This is a genomic window from Paenibacillus sp. SN-8-1 (genome assembly GCF_050995535.1).
Taxonomy (GTDB): domain Bacteria; phylum Bacillota; class Bacilli; order Paenibacillales; family Paenibacillaceae; genus Fontibacillus.
The window spans coordinates 2335728-2352340 of the sequence record NZ_CP194782.1; the positions used below are offsets into that span (position 1 = coordinate 2335728).

The following is a 16613-nucleotide window of genomic DNA, read 5'->3' on the forward strand; positions in this document are numbered from 1 at the left end:
TTCATGATCAGCGAGAGAAAATTACATTATCCTCTTCAACTCCTTTTGTTAATCTAAGAGCATCGTATCATAACCAAACCTTGCGTTTCAACACACACGAGTGGAAAGTTTACTTTTAACTCGTTTTGTACCACTACAATATTTCCACATACCCTTCCGTTCCATGCACCCGAATCCGCTGTCCATCTTTTATAAGTTTGGTGGCATTATCCACGCCAACAACTGCGGGTATACCGTATTCACGCGCGATCACAGCACCATGGGTCATCAGTCCACCGACTTCAGTAATTAAGCCTTTGATGGATACAAATAAGGGTGTCCAGCCAGGGTCAGTAAAGGAAGTGACTAATATATCTCCATCCTCCAGATCGGCATTTTCCATGTTTAAAATAACTCGCGCTCTCCCTTCAATTACACCAGAAGAAACAGGTATCCCTACAAGCGCATTAGCAGGCAAGTTTTCTCGTTTGTATGCCCCGGTAATGATTTCGCCATCAGACGTGATCACACGCGGTGGAGTTAGTTTCTCAAATCGTTTGTACTCGTCTTTTCGTTGGCTGATGATGGAATAGTCCAGTTCATTCGTGCGTACAACATCGTGAAGCTCTTCAAAATTAAGATAGTAGGCATCTGCTTCATCATGAATAACGCCCGCTTTTACGAGCTGTTCAGCTTCTTTCAGTAAAGCCTGCTTATACACAAAGTAGCGACTAATATATCCGTATTTGGGATATTCCCGATAACCAATGAAGTTCCGGACAAGATCGATCATTCGTTTTGTTTCTATTGCTTTTTGCTCGCCATCCGGTAATTGCTTCAATCGGTCCAATAATTCCTGTTCTTTCTCTAAAGCTTCCTGCCGCCCCTGCTCAAATTTTCGTTGGCTTTCATTAGCCTCAAAGATTTTTAGGTTACCCAGAATCAACGGGACAAGAGTAGTTGGTTTCTCGCTCCAACGTGTTCGAGTGATATCGATTTCTCCGGCACATCGCATTCCGTACTTATCCAGAAAAGAAGTGATCGCGTCCTTTGTCTCCTGTCCACCATCTAACTTAAGCAGTTCATCCAAAAAGCAATCATCATCATTTACATGTCGTAAATAATTAATGACTTCGGGATAAGGGCGAATCACATCGGCGACATCCATGAGCGCCAGACCCATTTCCGACGTAATATTATTGGGAACGGATTGAGAAAGCGTATCCGCTGCGTTTTTTTCACCTAACCACTCCATCATTTTCTCATTGATCCATGCTGAAGCGTTCATGGCAGCCATGAACACAGCCGTACTTCGCGGGTCAAATAAGATTTTCTTTAACTCCTGAATGTCTTCCCGAATAAAATCAAACAAATCGGAGCCGGACTTCGTTCGGATGTTTTGTTTTAACTCTTCAATCGAAGTCTGACTGCGTTTTATCAAATCGGTAACAATTCTTGGATCATTTTCGATTTGATCTTGACCACCTGCAGCCGGCCTGCTCGGTCCTTTGTTATCATCCGGGATCGGTTTGATAAAATCTCCTCGCTCAATTATGGTCATGAACGCGTCTTTAATGAGCGGGTCGGATTGCCCCAAAGTATTTAAGAACGTTTCTCTCCTAACCGGCGAAGCCAGCATTGGTGTAACATCAACAAATAACCTTCCACCGGCTGTGCGCATAGGCGCAGGCGTTATTAACAAATAAAAAGACAATCCAAGCGGTTTGATCGGATCGGTCATCATTTGCTGATGCCCGACAGATACATAGACATGATTGTCTTGATCATTCGCTTCAGGAATCGGATATAAAGTCGTAATTGGCCGGCTCTGGACAATATAGAAGATATCGTCAGCCAAGCACCATTCGATATCTTGCGGGCAGTCAAAATAAGCTTCGATCTTTCTTCCGATGCGTGCCAGCTCTAATATTTGTTGGTCAGTAAGGGTTTGTGTATTTTGGTGGTCAGGATGAATCTGCCGGGTCTCCGTTCCACCTTCTTTCCGTCCATAAATAGCCACCTTTTTGGCGGCTATCCTCTTATCGACGACTTCCCCGCCCTGTACTTTATAGCAATCTGCAGTTACGAGGCCTGAGACCAACGCTTCTCCAAGTCCGTAACTGGCATCGATGGACAGCAGCTTCCGGCTTCCACTAATGGGGTCAGCGGTAAATAATATTCCTGAAGCCTCCGGGTCGATCATTCTTTGAACGATAACGGATACATACACCTGTCTGTGGTCAAATCCATTTTGCATACGGTAAATGACCGCACGATCCGTAAATAAGGAAGCCCAGCATTTACTGATATGCTGCAAGATGGCATCGACGCCGATGATATTTAAATAGGTGTCTTGCTGCCCGGCAAAAGAGGCGTTGGGCAAATCTTCAGCAGTCGCACTTGAACGTACCGCATAAGCGTGTTCCTCGCCATATTGGGCGAGATAGTGAGTTACTGCTGTCACAACCTCGGAAGGAATTTCAATCTCCATAAGAATTTGCCGAATTTCCTTGCTGATTTCGCCGATCTGATTACGGTCTTCTGCTTTTAGTTTGGTTAGTTGATCCACTAAGGCAAGATACGTTTCATTATGTTCGATGGCCTTTTGATATCCCTCGGTTGTAACACAGAAACCTTCTGGAACTTGTATTCCGTCAATTTTGGATAACTCACCTAAATTGAAACCTTTTCCGCCAACAAGCATAAAATGTGTTGTACCCATCTCCTGAAATCCAAGAACCAAAGAACTCATTTAAACCTCTCCCCTAACCATTTAATTAAGAAAAAAAAACATTTGACACGAGATTGCCGGCATGGTAAGATTAAAATGTAAGATAAGATATTTATGTCTATTTATGATTTGTGACACGATCTAATCATAACATTACGCCTATTTACATGCAACATGCAATATATGAGAACCTGATATCATTATTCAGGTTCTTTTTTTGATGTCTTCTTACCTCAAAGTTAGATTACACAAAAGGCTTAGTTCTAGTTGAACTCTGCCATGTTACCCAGATTAGTGTTACATACACTAGACATTTTGCCTATCGGCCCCCCCTTCTCTGCCTTCTGCATCCCCATGTCCCTTCACCTGCAACAAAAAAGCCGCCATATTGGCGACTATTTGTACACTGGTGGATAGGTTTATATTCTGGATTTAATCCTAACTGAACACTGGCTCTTTTTTGGTCAGGCCAAGTGACTCTGCTGTTGTCGTATGAATTTCGTGCAGCAGCTCCGGGTTATTCATAAGTGATTGGCCATAAGACGGAATCATCTCTTTGATCTTGGCTTCCCAATCTTTCATTTGTTCCGTGAAGCATTTATTAATGACCTCAAGCATAACGTGAACAGCTGTAGAAGCGCCCGGTGAAGCACCTAGCAACGCAGCGATCGAACCGTCTGCGGCAGTAATAACCTCTGTACCGAATTGAAGCGTTCCTTTACCGCCTGCTTCTGTATCTTTGATAACCTGAACACGCTGGCCAGCTACTACCAAATCCCAATCCTCGCTCTTAGCAGTCGGAATAAACTCACGAAGTTCCTCCATACGCTGTTCCTTCGACAACATCACTTGCTGAATCAGGTATTTGGTTAATGACATTTCTTTGACCCCTGCCGCTAACATCGTCAAGACATTATTCGGTTTCACGGAAGTGATTAGATCAAATAATGAGCCCGTCTTGAGGAACCTTGGTGAGAAGCCGGCAAATGGCCCAAATAACAACGATTTTTTGTTATCAATATACCTTGTGTCAAGATGCGGAACAGACATAGGCGGTGCTCCAACCTTTGCTTTGCCGTATACCTTGGCATGATGCTGCTGAATAACTTCAGGATTGTTGCACACCATGAAAATTCCGCTGACAGGGAATCCGCCGATATGCTTCCCTTCAGGAATCCCGGTTTTTTGCAATAAATGCAGGCTACCGCCACCGCCACCAATAAAGACAAACTTTGCCGAATGGCGTTCAGCAGTACCGCTATTCAAATTACGCACCTTGAGCTCCCACGAGCCATCACTGGTGCGCTTGATATTATCAACACTGTGTTTGTATTTTATATCCACATTCTTAGTCTTTAAGTGGTCAAATAGCATGCGCGTTAAAGCACCAAAGTTAACATCCGTTCCCGTGTCAATTTTGGTTGCTGCTATGACGTCATTTGTTGGACGGTTCTCCATAATAAGCGGGATCCATTCCTTAAGCTTAGCTGGATCCTCAGAGAACTCCATTCCTTGGAATAACGGATTTTGTGACAGCGCTTCAAATCTTTTCTTCAAAAAAGCCACATCATCCTGGCCTTGAACCATACTCATATGCGGCAGTGGCATAATAAAGTCAAGCGGATTATCGATCAGTTTGTGATTAACAAGATAGGACCAAAATTGCATCGAAACCTGGAACTGTTCATTAATGTTAATCGCTTTGCTGATATCAATCGATCCGTCCGGCTTCTGGACAGTGTAGTTAAGCTCGCATAGTGCAGCATGTCCTGTACCTGCGTTATTCCACTCGTTCGAGCTTTCTTCGCCAGCTTTTTCGAGCTTCTCAAACACTTTAATATTCCAGTCCGGCATTAATTCCTTCAAAAGTGTACCAAGAGTAGCACTCATGATTCCGGCACCAATCAAGATGACGTCTGTTTTAGTTTCGCTGTGGCTCATTTTAACCATCCTTATAGGCTAATAGTATAATATATTTATTTTTAAGATTAACATATCTACGATTATCTGATAATTATAAACTATTTATATCCGGTAAAAAAGTGAGAAGTTCGTCAAAAGATACTAGAATTAGACAAATTTCAAAACTTATTTCAAATTGTTCAGGTATGGATTCATTCCATTAGCATAATATATGTGCCCAGATGTAAATTCGTGAATGTCCGTGAATATTACGCTCGCGGCGGAAGATACGAAACTCATCTTCTAAAATGGCCCTAGACGTCCTAAGCGTATAACGAGTTCCGTTCTGTTCTTGCAGTCCAGCTTTTCTAGAATTCGGGACACATAATTTTTAATAGTTCCTTCGGTCACAAATAACGAATCTGCTATGCCTTTATTGCTGCTGCCAGAAAGGATGTGCCTTGCAACATCCAGTTCACGGGGAGTAAGATGAGCTAATTGGGCCTTATTAAGCTTGGATGGATATCCATCTTCAGTGGAGTTCCCATCTAATGTAGATGAGGGTATGGATTCCATCATGGTCTCTGTTACTCGTGAGGTCAGAAGCACGTTGCCCGTCATAACCGCTTTGATGGCGCTCAGGATCTCTAATGAACCGGAATCTTTTAATAGATAGCCATCCACACCACTCCTTAATCCCCTGACAATATACTCATAATCATTGAAAGTAGTTAAAATAATAACTTTGGTATCCGGGCACTGCTTCTTAACCAGCTCCGCGGCTGTAATTCCATCCATGACAGGCATCCGGATATCCATCAGGATCACCTCTGGACTCAAATCGACCAGGCAGTTTAGTAACTCTTGACCGTTTGACGCCTCACCGATAATTTGAATTTCCTTGTGCAGACTTAGAATCATCTTCAAACCTTCTCTGACAATTTCCTGGTCATCCACAATAACGACCTTAATCATAATACCCCGCCCCCCTTTTTACTTATTCTCAGACTTCAATCTATCCGGATTTGATTAATAGAGGGCAGTTGTACAACAATAGTGAACCCTTCCTCTGAATATAATTCGAAATGGCCCCCGAGGGACGTAATTCTGCTCTCCATCCCCAATAAACCATGTGATTTCACCACAGGGCTGCCGCTTCTCCCGTTATTATGGATATCCATTCTAACCCCGTCCACACACTTTTGTACCTTAATCGTGAACAGAGTTGCCCCGCCATGCCTGATTCCATTAGTTACTGCCTCCCGAGCAGTTTTGAGAAGACATTCTTTCAAGCTGGGGTGCTCCCCTTCAATCGAATTATCAAGTTCCAGATGAAATTGAACCCTTGTGGTTTGCTCAAAATTGGAGAATAATTCCCTAAACGAATCTCTCAAATTTCCTACTGTTAGAGTTTGATTTAATGTATCTACGGCTTGCCTTAGCTGGTCCATCCCTTCCTTTGAGAGGGCCAGTGCTTTGCCAAGCACTTCCTTGGTTTTATCAGGATACAAATCAATGGTCTGATGAGCGAATTCAAGGTTCATGCTCAAAGCAACAAAGGAATGACCGATGGAGTCATGTAGTTCCTGCGCTATTCTTGTTCGTTCCTTGGCGATCGTCAGCTCTTCGTGTGTAGCCGAGTATAACTTCAACTTGTTGTTGGCATTTTGAATATCCTTATATAGACTTTCTGTTTTATTCTTTTCCAGAATGATCGTTCTAAACAACATTCCTACAGCCAAGAAGCCTGTAATATTAATGAAATCATTAACCATTCGAACGTAGGAGAAACCCATAGACATATTCGAAAGTATATAAGCCGCCAGGCTTAGACCAACCAGTAGATAGGACAGACGTTCACTGAAAATCAAAAGCTCGATTAATGTAAGCTGACTCATGGTAAGCAGGCTTCCAAAAGGAACACTAAAATGAAGGACAGCCAATAGTAGGATGCTGATAGCCAGGGAATAAAAAAATTGGCGGTGTCGATTCGGGGATATCAACCAGCAGCTGGCACGTACCAAGTCGTTCAAGCCAAACAGGATAAGAAGGAGCCATGCTTGCCCGGAAATGGCATGCTTCTGGTTCATCATATCGCTCAGTACATCCAAATACAGTAACCCTTTAAAAGTTAAAAAAACGTACACCCGATTCTTAACAGATGCAAATAACCTTAGCATAGAATCTCCTTGTCCTTCAGTTATATAGACAGTTGTATTATTTTACCATGTTTTGCACAGCCGACATAGATAACGAAAGTCACCCTGTAACATATCCCGAAGTCATATATCTGATTTGAGTACTTTCGTGAATTGGCGCGAATGAGCTCACTTCATACAATAAGTGTGTAATCCACAACGATTAGATACGGAGGATTAAACTATGCTAGAGCTTATAGATTTAACCAAAAAGTACAGCGACAAGATCGTAGTTGATGGCCTCTCTTTAAAGGCGCGGCAGGGAGAAATCGTAGGTCTTCTCGGTCCCAATGGAGCCGGAAAGTCCACCACAGTCTCTATAATATCGACGATATTGGCACCCGACAGCGGCGAGATATGGGTGGATCAGCAGTTACTAAAGCCTTCCTCATGCGAAGTCCGGAGAATCATGGGCATTGTGCCGCAAGAGCTGGCTTTATATGAAGCACTAAGTGCCATGGATAATCTGGAATTCTTCGGTACTCTGTACGGTATGTCCGGAAATGTGTTAAAAGACAGGGCTCGGGAGGTTCTTGAACTCATGGGTCTGTATGACAAGCGCCATCAAAGCATTCAGGAGTTCTCTGGAGGGATGAAGAGAAGAATAAATATGGGTATTGCCTTGATGCATAATCCAAAGCTGCTAATCCTGGATGAGCCTACAGTCGGCATTGATCCCCAATCCAGAAATCATATTCTAGAGACCGTCAAGGGTCTGAAGCGAGAATTCGGAACAACTGTAATTTATACAACCCACTACATGGAAGAAGTCGAATACTTATGTGACCGGGTAGCCATAATGGATCATGGCAAGCTCATTGCCTATGGGACTAAGGAAGAGCTGCAGAAAAGTTCTGAAGCCTTGGACACTCTCACGCTTGCTTTTCAGCCAACTGGTCAGGAGTATACGGAAGATGCAGCCCAGATACCCGGAATCGCAAAAATAACGATGGACAAGAATGAGATGAGCCTGCTGGTTGATCCCAAAGAAGGTAACGTAATAGAAATTTTGGACCAGCTTCGATATCTGGGAATCCAACTGACCTCTTTTCAGTATGAAAAAGTCAATCTTGAGCAAGTGTTCCTTCAGTTGACCGGCAAATCACTCAGGGATTAGAGGAGGAACTTTCTATGAACCTATGGATTCGCTTTATGATACTCGATATCAGACTTTTAGCCCGATCTAAAGTGTTCTATTATAAGCTGATTTTACTTCCAATAGCTTTGATTTTTATTTTGGGTACGATCTTCGGGCCATCATCGTCATCTCCCTCCTCTAACTCTGGAGAGAGCACTTACCACGCGGACCTCGGGATGGATAACGGCTTGGATATTCCTATTAAATGGGTTGCGTCTGAGAAGCAATCCGTCAGTCCCATGCAATATGAAGCTGCGGCCATGACAGTCCTCTTCTCTTTCTTAACCTCTTTCGAGCTTGCTCATAGTCTGGTGCGGGACAAACTTAATAACACCATGAATAGAATTCGATCGGCACCTACAGCAATACGGCAATATGTGATCGGCAAGCTTCTCGGAATTACGTTGGCCATTGTTGTTCAGATGATCATTGTTATCCTGTGCAGCTGGCTTGTGTTTAGAGTGAACTGGGGTTCTATTTCAGAAGCACTCGGGGTTACATTTATATATGGCCTTTCCATTGGCTCCCTTGTACTGTGCTGCGGTTTCTGGGCCAAAGATCATGCAGCAATTTCGAGCCTTACCTCACCTGTGTTATACGGACTTGGCTTCTTGGGAGGAAGCTTCTTTAACACGGCTGGGTTCCCCCTCGTATTAAAGAAAATTCAGGAATGGACACCGAACGGGAAAGCTATTAACGCTTACCTGCATATTTTTCAAGGGGGGAGCTTGTCTAGCTTCGTTTGGGACATGCTGAGCCTCACGGTTGTAGCCGTGCTGTTTTTTGTCTTAGCACTCAGGTCAGCAAGTAAGAGAAAGGAGGGATGAGAGATATGCAGTTATTTTCCATCATATCCAAGCAGTTAAAGTTGATGCTTAACAACAGACTCGCCCTGCTGGCCATTATTGCCTCCCCTTTACTGCTCACCTATTTTTTTACGTTCTTCCAGGATACAAGGACAACCGTCTATATTGTCGATAAAGAGAAGAGCGCCTATTCCAGACAGTTGACACAATATTTCCAGAAAGATCAAAGTATGTATGTCTTATTGCTTTCGGAGACAGAGATGACCCAACAAATTGAGGAACAAGGCGCTTCTGTAGGCATTGTTATTGATTCTGGATTTGGAGCAAACACAGGAAATCCGAAGCATCCTCATCATATCAAAATGGTTCTGAACCGAAATGATGCTAATCATGAGTCTAATCATGCTGCTGTATATAAGAAGCTTAGCGCATTTTTCTCCCTCAATACAGATAACCCTCTTAGTCAAGTAAGAACAAAACAACCGAGCCCTGCCGAACAAAATGCAAATGCAAGCGGGCTTGCTGGTAGACGTCTGAACGGATTTATGCTGATGTTCCTATGGTTTGTTGTCATTCAAGGCTTCCGCACCCTGATTGATGAACAGGAGAATGGCCTAGAGCGGAGACTTCTTGCGATGCCATTACCTTTTATTAGATATCTCTGGTCCAAAATCATTGCAGCCTATTTGTTCGGACTAACGATAATCGCGATTGTTCTAATTGCTGGAAATTGGATGTTGAATATTCCTTTGCTTGAGGGCTTGGGACTTAAAGCCACGATCTGGGCCGCTTATTTATTCGCTCTGACAGGTCTTGTTATGCTGCTAGTTCCCTGGGTCAAATCCCAACAAAATTTTACGGTCAGCGGATCCGTCATTATGGCTGTAGCAGGTATATTTGGTGGGTCATTCTTCACCATTGAAGATCATTTTCCAGAATGGTTTCTTATACTCACCAAAGCCGTTCCCGGTACGTGGGCCGCAAAAGGTTTGAACGTTGCATATCAGTACGGCAATCCTGCTTTAGAAATTATGGAAATTTCTGGTAGACTATGTATTGTCGGAATTTTGAGTATAAGTCTTTCTTTCCTGCTCTTCAAATACAAGTTACGAAAACAACTACAAATTGGATAAATGTTAATTGATCTGAGGGAAGGGTTCTTATGAATACAAAGATTTTAGTAGGCAGTATTGAAGTAATTGCCGGATTACTTATCAATATCTACATTAGTCGTCTGGCCAAAATTCTTTTTAAGAAGGATGGTGTCGGCCCGCGTACTCCACTCCGTGTTGCAGGTATTTATTTAATCATCAATGGATTCTCAAGACTAACAGGCTAACTGAATCCTGACTCTTAAGGAACTGACTTGGCAGTAGCTCTTAATTACACCGTGCTAGTAAAAATAAAACTAAAGTATAGTTAGCCGCATCTTCCCCAAAAAGGAAAGTGCGGCTTTCGTTACAAACACACAGTAATAAAATTATACCTTGAACTCTTCTACAGCCGGAATAATGCATTCCTTAATCAATGTCCACCTATCACGAGCGTTCATCGCGAATTCGGATGCAATAGCTACCACCAGGTTCAGGGACGGAATACAGCAGATCACATTTCCCCCATCCCCTACTGCGGAATAGGCAAAAACCCCATCCTCTTCACGTAACCACCATAGATAACCGTATGTATTAGCGTTCATTGCGGTGGATTTCTGAGTCCAATTCTCGGAAATAATCTGCTGCTCATCCCATTTGCCGTGATTCAGATAAAGAAGACCAAATCGTGCCATATCACGCGGAGTTAACGTTACTCCCCATCCTCCTGTAGAAATTCCGTTCGGGTCATGGACCCATCCCCTTACATTTTGTCCAAACAGATCATCGAACCCAAATGATGTCATTACATAATCCGGAATCTCTCTCATCCCGATCGGCTTGAACAGATGCTCGTTTGCAAATTCACGGGCACTTGTACCCGTGCTGCGGGTGAGAATGGCCGATAACAGGTGCGCGCCTGCAGTGGAATACTTGAATGTTCCAATATTCCCCCTCTGGCCCAAAATATCCAGCGTATATTTTACCCAGTCCGGCTGCATACACAGCTTATCCAACGGTTCTTGCCAATCCTCAAATGAATAGGGGGCCGTCATGGTAAGGAGATGTCTTAAGGTAACCTCTTGCCGCTGCGATTCCGAAGATTCCGGTACATATTCCGGGAAGAAATCCAGCACCTTCTGATCCTCACTGGATATATATCCCTTATCTATAGCAATACCAATAAGAGCCGAGATGAGACTCTTCGTTACCGAAGCTACATGATGTGTATCCTCAGGACCATAACCATTATAGTATCTCTCATATGCAATACATCCGTTTCTAGCAATCACAATTCCATTGATATTGCTGTACTCGGATTTGATCATAGGTTCAAGTGCGGATAGTTTGTCAGAGTCGATTCCAAGGCTGGAAGGTTCAGCAGTCTGCCATTCTGAAGTGGGCCAAGCGTTTTTTTGCATGATTAAATATCCCCCTATAATCGTATTTGGTTATCTTTTCTTCACTGGAAAATATACTTCCGTTACTAGCTCGTCAGGCGCGGTGACCTGATTGGGATCCATCAGATACACCTCATAAGGTGATCTCACCAGCTCGTATCCCTCCTGCTCCACCCATTCTCTCAACCTCGCAAATACCGAAGTTAATTCTGAATACGAGCCTTTTAAGACCGACTTTGCGCAAAGACCCCCAGGCAAATCTCTAGTCCCCTTAACGAACTCCCGAATAGGTATCGCAAATTCTGTATCATTGCCGGATGGGCTGTACTCAGGGCTGTGATAGATCGTCATAGGGGTACCCAGCATGGTGAGTTTGTCGGTGGCAATCCGTTCATATAACTTGCCTAGAAAGGCTCCGTAACCCGCAGCGTAGTCATCGCTGCTCATCATTTGGCGTATAGACAGGATATTCATTGCCTGGGTTTCAACAAGCTGCACATCTATATTGTCAAGGTATGACATTAGGGATACACCCTTTTCAAGGGTCAAAATATCATCATTCATTTGTCTGACAGTATATTGATAGGCTTTCAGCTTGTCTTGGATCTCCATTCTCTTTCGATGAAGGGCAGCACGAAGCGCCTCGTCGAACTGGTCCTCTTCCAGATCCAGGATGGCCTTCATCTCTTCCATTGAAAAATGATAAGATTTCAAGCGATTAATGAAGAGCATGCTTTTTAGCTGCCTTACGGAATAATACCTGTAACCGTTCTCGGGGTTAGTCTCTTCCGGTTTGATTAATCCGATTTCATCGTAATAGCGAAGCGTCTTGGTCGACACGCCGCACATCTTAGAGAATTCTCCAATCGATAACAATAGTTCACCTCCAGTCACGCACTTGGTACACTTCTACTTAACACCTTACCCTAAGGGCAATGTCAACCGCAAAAATACAAACTCCAAATTATAGCTCGGTTAACTTGCGTTTGAATTGATCAAGCAATAAATCTCCAGTGATGAGAATACGATGCAGCTTGAATCTTCCCTGCTTCACATTCGCCGCGCCCGGCTCGGTGATGACAGCGAGCTGATACCCCGCCTTTTGTACCGCGTCAATAGAACGCCTATCATAGAAGCCGTACGGATATGCGAGCACGTCCGCTGAATGACCTAATTTATGTAGTATTTCGTTCCTGGAATTGACTAGTTCCTTCATCTTCTCCTTATCGCTAAGCTTGGTTAAGTTAGAATGCGTTACGGTGTGTGATTGGATATCTATTAAGCCGGAAGACTCCATCGTGTGCAGCTGGTTCCACGTAAGCCGGCCTGGCGAGCCCATGCTTCCCGTTACCGCAAATATGGTTGCTTTCATACCTGTTCTTAGCAAAATGGGATATGCCGCACTGTAATTATCCTCATATCCATCATCCAAAGTAATGATTATCGGCTTCGGGGGTAAAGCCCGTCCGTTGTACCATCCTTCCTGCAGCTCCTTGAAAGTAATGGAGTGATATCCCTCTTTCTTCAAATAGTTCATCTGCTCTTCGAATCGGGTTGGTTCGATCATGAGCGGATTGTCCTTATCGGTGGATACCGAGTGATACAGCAGAATCGGAACAGGAGAAAGGGCAGCTGCCCTATTCTGAACGAATAATCCCCCCTGCAGATTGCCACTAACTAAGCAAAGTATTATTAGAGAAAGCCCAACAAGGGATGTCTTCATCGAATCACCTTTCCATAAGTGGTATTGCCAATAGGAAAATGTCCCTATCACTAAAACAGGATACCCTCCACGTTTGTTTCGAGGGAGGATATCCTGTTCTGATGATAAGCTTAATGGTTCTTTCAATTCGGAGTCCTAATTTATAAATTAATTGTTTGCAAAACCTAGGGATTCCATCCGTAAAAAAATCCACAGCACAAATTTCTCCTGAGTCTTTTAGTTGAATTCGAATTGTTCCTGTTTATCATTCAATCAGTTTCGTTATCTTAACTAAGTTTGAAGTCATACCTTGGCAAGCTTCTTCGTTCTTTGGCGATATAAAGTCAGAGTAACTCCATTTAAAATCACGGTTACAATGAACAAAACCGATGCTGCGAAAACTACAACACCATTGGTATCAATTAAACCAGTAAAATCACCGTTTCTTACTAAAAAATAATAATGGTAAATCTGGGTGAGTAACGAAATAGCGCATGAGCTGGTGCTGATCATGAAATAGACGATCCAATTTCTAGTATCCAATTCTTTTAATCGGATTAGGTTAATAATAGGTAGTATCCTAGCAATTAGGCCAAATGCCAGACTTACGAGATTAATCCATCCAATCATAATTTCCCCACTCCCATTTTTTTACTTTACACAAAAATACCCTACCAAGAGACATTTTTGAAGTCTACTTTGGTAGGGCATGTTTAGATTTCCGAAGATCACCTCTAATTCCTTGCCTAAAGAACTTTTAAGTGAGCAGCCGTCCTCCGTTGGTTTCAATGACCTCCTGATACCAGTGGAAGCTGTCCTTTTTGATTCGGCGAAGGGATCTTTCATCGGTCTCATCCCGGTCAATATATACAAAGCCGTACCGCTTCTGGTACCCGTTCAACCAGCTGAGTACATCAGTGAACGACCAGCTGCAGTATCCGATTAAATCCACCCCGTCGCTTATCGCCTGCTGGCATTGCAGCAAGTGGGACTTGAGATAATCGATCCGATAATCGTCATGAATCGTATCATCCTGCTCCAGCTTATCAAATTCACCAAGTCCATTCTCAGTAATGAACACGGGTAGGCCATAACGGCTTGTAATCCTTCGCAGCCCAATCCGCAGTCCGATCGGATCGATCGCCCAGTCCCAGTTCGATGTCTCCAGGTTTGGATTGACTGCTGTCTTGTACAATCCAGGCAGTCCCGTTGACTGATTGCTTCCTTTTTGACCGGTTGTGTTCATCTTCCCTTCAGCCACCCCACCGAGCGGGTTGTACTCATAAGTGATGGTCTGATAGTAGTTGACCCCGACGAAATCGGGTCTACCCTTGCGAAGCAGCTCAGCGTCTCCTTCCTCAAAGACAGGCGCAAGCCCCGTCTCTTCCAGATACCGCAGAGGTATCTGCGGATAGTGTCCCAGGCAGTACACATCCAACCACCAGAAGTTGGTGAACTCCTCAGCATTCTCAAATGCCAGCATATCCTCCGGCTTACTTGAAGCCGGGTAGGCTGGGGAGTATGCGAAGCTTGGCCCGATTTTGCCATCTGGCACATATTGGCGGAATGAATCAATAACCTTGGCATTAGCCAAAAAGGCATGGTGATTCGCCTGATAGAATCGTTTGCGATCCTTGACACCCGGAGGGTGCATGGCGGTAATGAAGCCGTGGTTGGTATTATAATTCTGCTCGTTGAGCGACACCCAGTATTTCACTCTGTCTCCGTAGCGTTTGAACAAGGTAACACAGTATCGGTCGAAATCGTCAATTATCCGCCTTGATTCCCAGGCTCCATACTCGTCCATAAGTGCCTGCGGGACATCCCAATGGTACAAGGTTAGTATTGGCTCGATATGATGGGCAATCAACTTATTGATCACATTATCATAGAACTGCAGGCCAGCTTCGTTCACTTCTCCATAGCCATTTGGATAAATCCGCGGCCAGCTTACCGAGAAGCGGTAAGCTTTCAGGCCCATCTCAGCCATGAGAGCAATATCTTCCTTATACCTGTGATAATGGTCCATGGCTACATCGCCGTTGCTCCCCTGATAGGTCTTCCCTTCAATCTTCGTAAAAACATCCCACACGGACAAGCCCTTCCCGTCTTCTTTCCATGCTCCTTCGATTTGATACGCGGCGGATGCTGAACCCCACAGAAAGTCCTTCGGGAATGGGCGCAAATGATTGTGGATCAACAATAACCCTCCTTGTTGCCTAAATTTACTTTTCTTATAGTCCTCTAAGTTCTTTATCTTTAACCAATTTGTTAAAGATCAAACGAACAAGCGGTCCCAAAATACTATTTCTAATGATTCTTTCATGAGATTTTAATTTGAGTGTTGTAATTATATAGACAGAGGGACAATGAAGTCTGTTGTTGAAATCCAGTAAAGAAGGGACAAAATATGAACATAAACCAAAACAAAATTGTACTTAGCAAGGTTCCGGAAGTAACTATTTTCTTCTGGATCATCAAGGTCCTCTGTACTACAGTTGGTGAAACATTTGCGGATTTCCTTAATTTCAGCCTTGGCTTTGGGTTGACGAATACGACCTTAATCATGGGAGCCGCCTTTTTCATTTTATTGTATTTTCAATTCGGAGCAGCTAAATATGTACCAAGTATATACTGGCTAACGGTTGTGCTTATTAGCGTGTTCGGAACGTTGGTAACCGATAACTTAACGGACGTAATGGGAGTGCCTCTCGAGCTTAGTACTATAGTTTTCAGCATATTATTAGGATTAACTTTTCTTTTTTGGTATCTTAGCGAAAAAACACTTTCGATCCACTCGGTTCATACGAGAAAGAGAGAAACTTTTTACTGGCTTACCATATTGTTCACCTTTGCACTTGGAACAGCCGTAGGTGACTTATATTCCGAGCAGCTCGGTCTTGGCTATCTGTACACAGGAATTTCTGTCGTTATTATAATAGCTTGCATATTCCTGGCATGGAAATTGTTGAAGCTTGATGGAATCTTGGCGTTTTGGATTGCATATATTCTTACTCGTCCACTTGGAGCCTCGTTAGGGGATTACTTATCTCAATCCAAAGTCAATGGCGGGTTAGGATTGGGGACAACCGTAACCAGTGTAATTTTCCTTATCGCAATTCTCGCAATCGTCATCTTTCTTGCTATTACAAAACTTGATACAAGCGCAAAAAGTGATATCGGAGAAACGAACCGAGCAGCGGAAAATAAGAAAAATGTGTTGATTCAGACCATTGGGGTTCTTGTTATTTCTCTAGCAATTGGTATAGGAGGTTATGCAAAGTTAAACAATAATATTGCATCCCAAACCGCCCAAACCGCTTCTACACAAGCTACATTAGCGGGACAGTTATCGGATTTTGTTAGTATTGAAAATGATATGTTAAAGAATGTGGGAACCAGTGATTTTGCTTCAGCATCAAAAGGGGCCGATGACTTAGAGCATCAATGGGACACCGCTGAGCCCAAGCTTAGAAAGATAGATGGGACAACATGGACCAAAATTGACGGAACGATTGATGTTGTGTTGGCAGCCGTGCGGTCAGGAAATCCGGATGCGAACCAATGCAAATCTGCACTGAACAATTCGCTTGGCGTTTTAAAAGGGGCAAATAAATAACAAAAAACGGTCGTCTGACAACAGGCGACCGTTTCTCATTAATTGTG

14 protein-coding genes are annotated in these 16613 nt (G+C 43.5%); 5 read left to right on the forward strand and 9 right to left on the reverse strand.

The annotated features are described in order from the left end of the window. Positions 1–133: 133 nt before the first annotated feature. The 4 genes from ppsA to ACRRNK_RS11155 form a co-directional block, all read right to left on the reverse strand. Positions 134–2731 carry a phosphoenolpyruvate synthase gene (gene ppsA / locus ACRRNK_RS11140; RefSeq protein WP_433942825.1) on the reverse strand — a complete coding sequence of 866 codons (2598 nt, stop codon included), beginning with the start codon at positions 2729–2731 and terminating at the stop codon, positions 134–136. A gap of 417 nt (positions 2732–3148) precedes the next feature. Next, positions 3149–4651: a malate:quinone oxidoreductase gene (locus tag ACRRNK_RS11145; RefSeq protein WP_433942826.1), complete on the reverse strand. Its 1503-nt coding sequence runs from the start codon at positions 4649–4651 to the stop codon at positions 3149–3151. A gap of 264 nt (positions 4652–4915) precedes the next feature. After that, positions 4916–5584, reverse strand: coding sequence for a response regulator transcription factor (locus ACRRNK_RS11150; protein WP_433946869.1), 669 nt, complete (start codon positions 5582–5584; stop codon positions 4916–4918). Between the two features lie 38 nt (positions 5585–5622). Continuing rightward, positions 5623–6792: a sensor histidine kinase gene (locus ACRRNK_RS11155; protein ID WP_433942827.1), complete on the reverse strand. Its 1170-nt coding sequence runs from the start codon at positions 6790–6792 to the stop codon at positions 5623–5625. Positions 6793–6994: 202 nt separating this feature from the next. Between ACRRNK_RS11155 and ACRRNK_RS11160 the strand changes: the two genes are divergently transcribed. Genes ACRRNK_RS11160 through ACRRNK_RS11175 form a run of 4 tightly spaced genes read left to right on the forward strand, consistent with a single transcriptional unit; the run spans position 6995 to position 10093 of the window. Further along, on the forward strand, positions 6995–7927 hold the full coding sequence (locus ACRRNK_RS11160; RefSeq protein WP_433942828.1) for an ABC transporter ATP-binding protein: 933 nt from the start codon (positions 6995–6997) through the stop codon (positions 7925–7927). Between the two features lie 14 nt (positions 7928–7941). Continuing rightward, positions 7942–8775, forward strand: a complete 834-nt coding sequence (locus tag ACRRNK_RS11165; RefSeq protein ID WP_433942829.1) for an ABC transporter permease — start codon at positions 7942–7944, stop codon at positions 8773–8775. Between the two features lie 5 nt (positions 8776–8780). Then, positions 8781–9887, forward strand: a complete 1107-nt coding sequence (locus tag ACRRNK_RS11170; protein WP_433942830.1) for an ABC transporter permease — start codon at positions 8781–8783, stop codon at positions 9885–9887. 29 nt (positions 9888–9916) lie between these two features. Next, the gene (locus tag ACRRNK_RS11175) at positions 9917–10093 is read left to right on the forward strand and encodes a hypothetical protein (RefSeq protein WP_433942831.1); all 177 of its coding nucleotides are present in this window, start codon (positions 9917–9919) and stop codon (positions 10091–10093) included. 141 nt (positions 10094–10234) lie between these two features. Here the strand turns inward: ACRRNK_RS11175 and ACRRNK_RS11180 are convergent, their stop codons facing one another. The 5 genes from ACRRNK_RS11180 to ACRRNK_RS11200 all read right to left on the reverse strand — a co-directional run bounded on the left by ACRRNK_RS11180 (position 10235) and on the right by ACRRNK_RS11200 (position 15147). Further along, positions 10235–11266 (reverse strand): serine hydrolase domain-containing protein, encoded by a 1032-nt coding sequence (locus tag ACRRNK_RS11180; protein WP_433942832.1) that lies wholly within the window; start codon positions 11264–11266, stop codon positions 10235–10237. A 30-nt stretch (positions 11267–11296) separates the two neighbouring features. Then, complete coding sequence (locus tag ACRRNK_RS11185) at positions 11297–12121, reverse strand: MerR family transcriptional regulator (RefSeq protein WP_433942833.1); 825 nt, start codon at positions 12119–12121, stop codon at positions 11297–11299. 88 nt (positions 12122–12209) lie between these two features. Next, positions 12210–12968 carry a polysaccharide deacetylase family protein gene (locus ACRRNK_RS11190; RefSeq protein ID WP_433942834.1) on the reverse strand — a complete coding sequence of 253 codons (759 nt, stop codon included), beginning with the start codon at positions 12966–12968 and terminating at the stop codon, positions 12210–12212. A 282-nt stretch (positions 12969–13250) separates the two neighbouring features. Next, positions 13251–13577, reverse strand: a complete 327-nt coding sequence (locus tag ACRRNK_RS11195) for a hypothetical protein (RefSeq protein ID WP_433942835.1) — start codon at positions 13575–13577, stop codon at positions 13251–13253. A 127-nt stretch (positions 13578–13704) separates the two neighbouring features. Beyond that, complete coding sequence (locus tag ACRRNK_RS11200) at positions 13705–15147, reverse strand: glycoside hydrolase family 1 protein (RefSeq protein WP_433942836.1); 1443 nt, start codon at positions 15145–15147, stop codon at positions 13705–13707. A gap of 210 nt (positions 15148–15357) precedes the next feature. Between ACRRNK_RS11200 and ACRRNK_RS11205 the strand changes: the two genes are divergently transcribed. Continuing rightward, positions 15358–16566 carry a COG4705 family protein gene (locus ACRRNK_RS11205; protein ID WP_433942837.1) on the forward strand — a complete coding sequence of 403 codons (1209 nt, stop codon included), beginning with the start codon at positions 15358–15360 and terminating at the stop codon, positions 16564–16566. Positions 16567–16613: the final 47 nt, after the last annotated feature.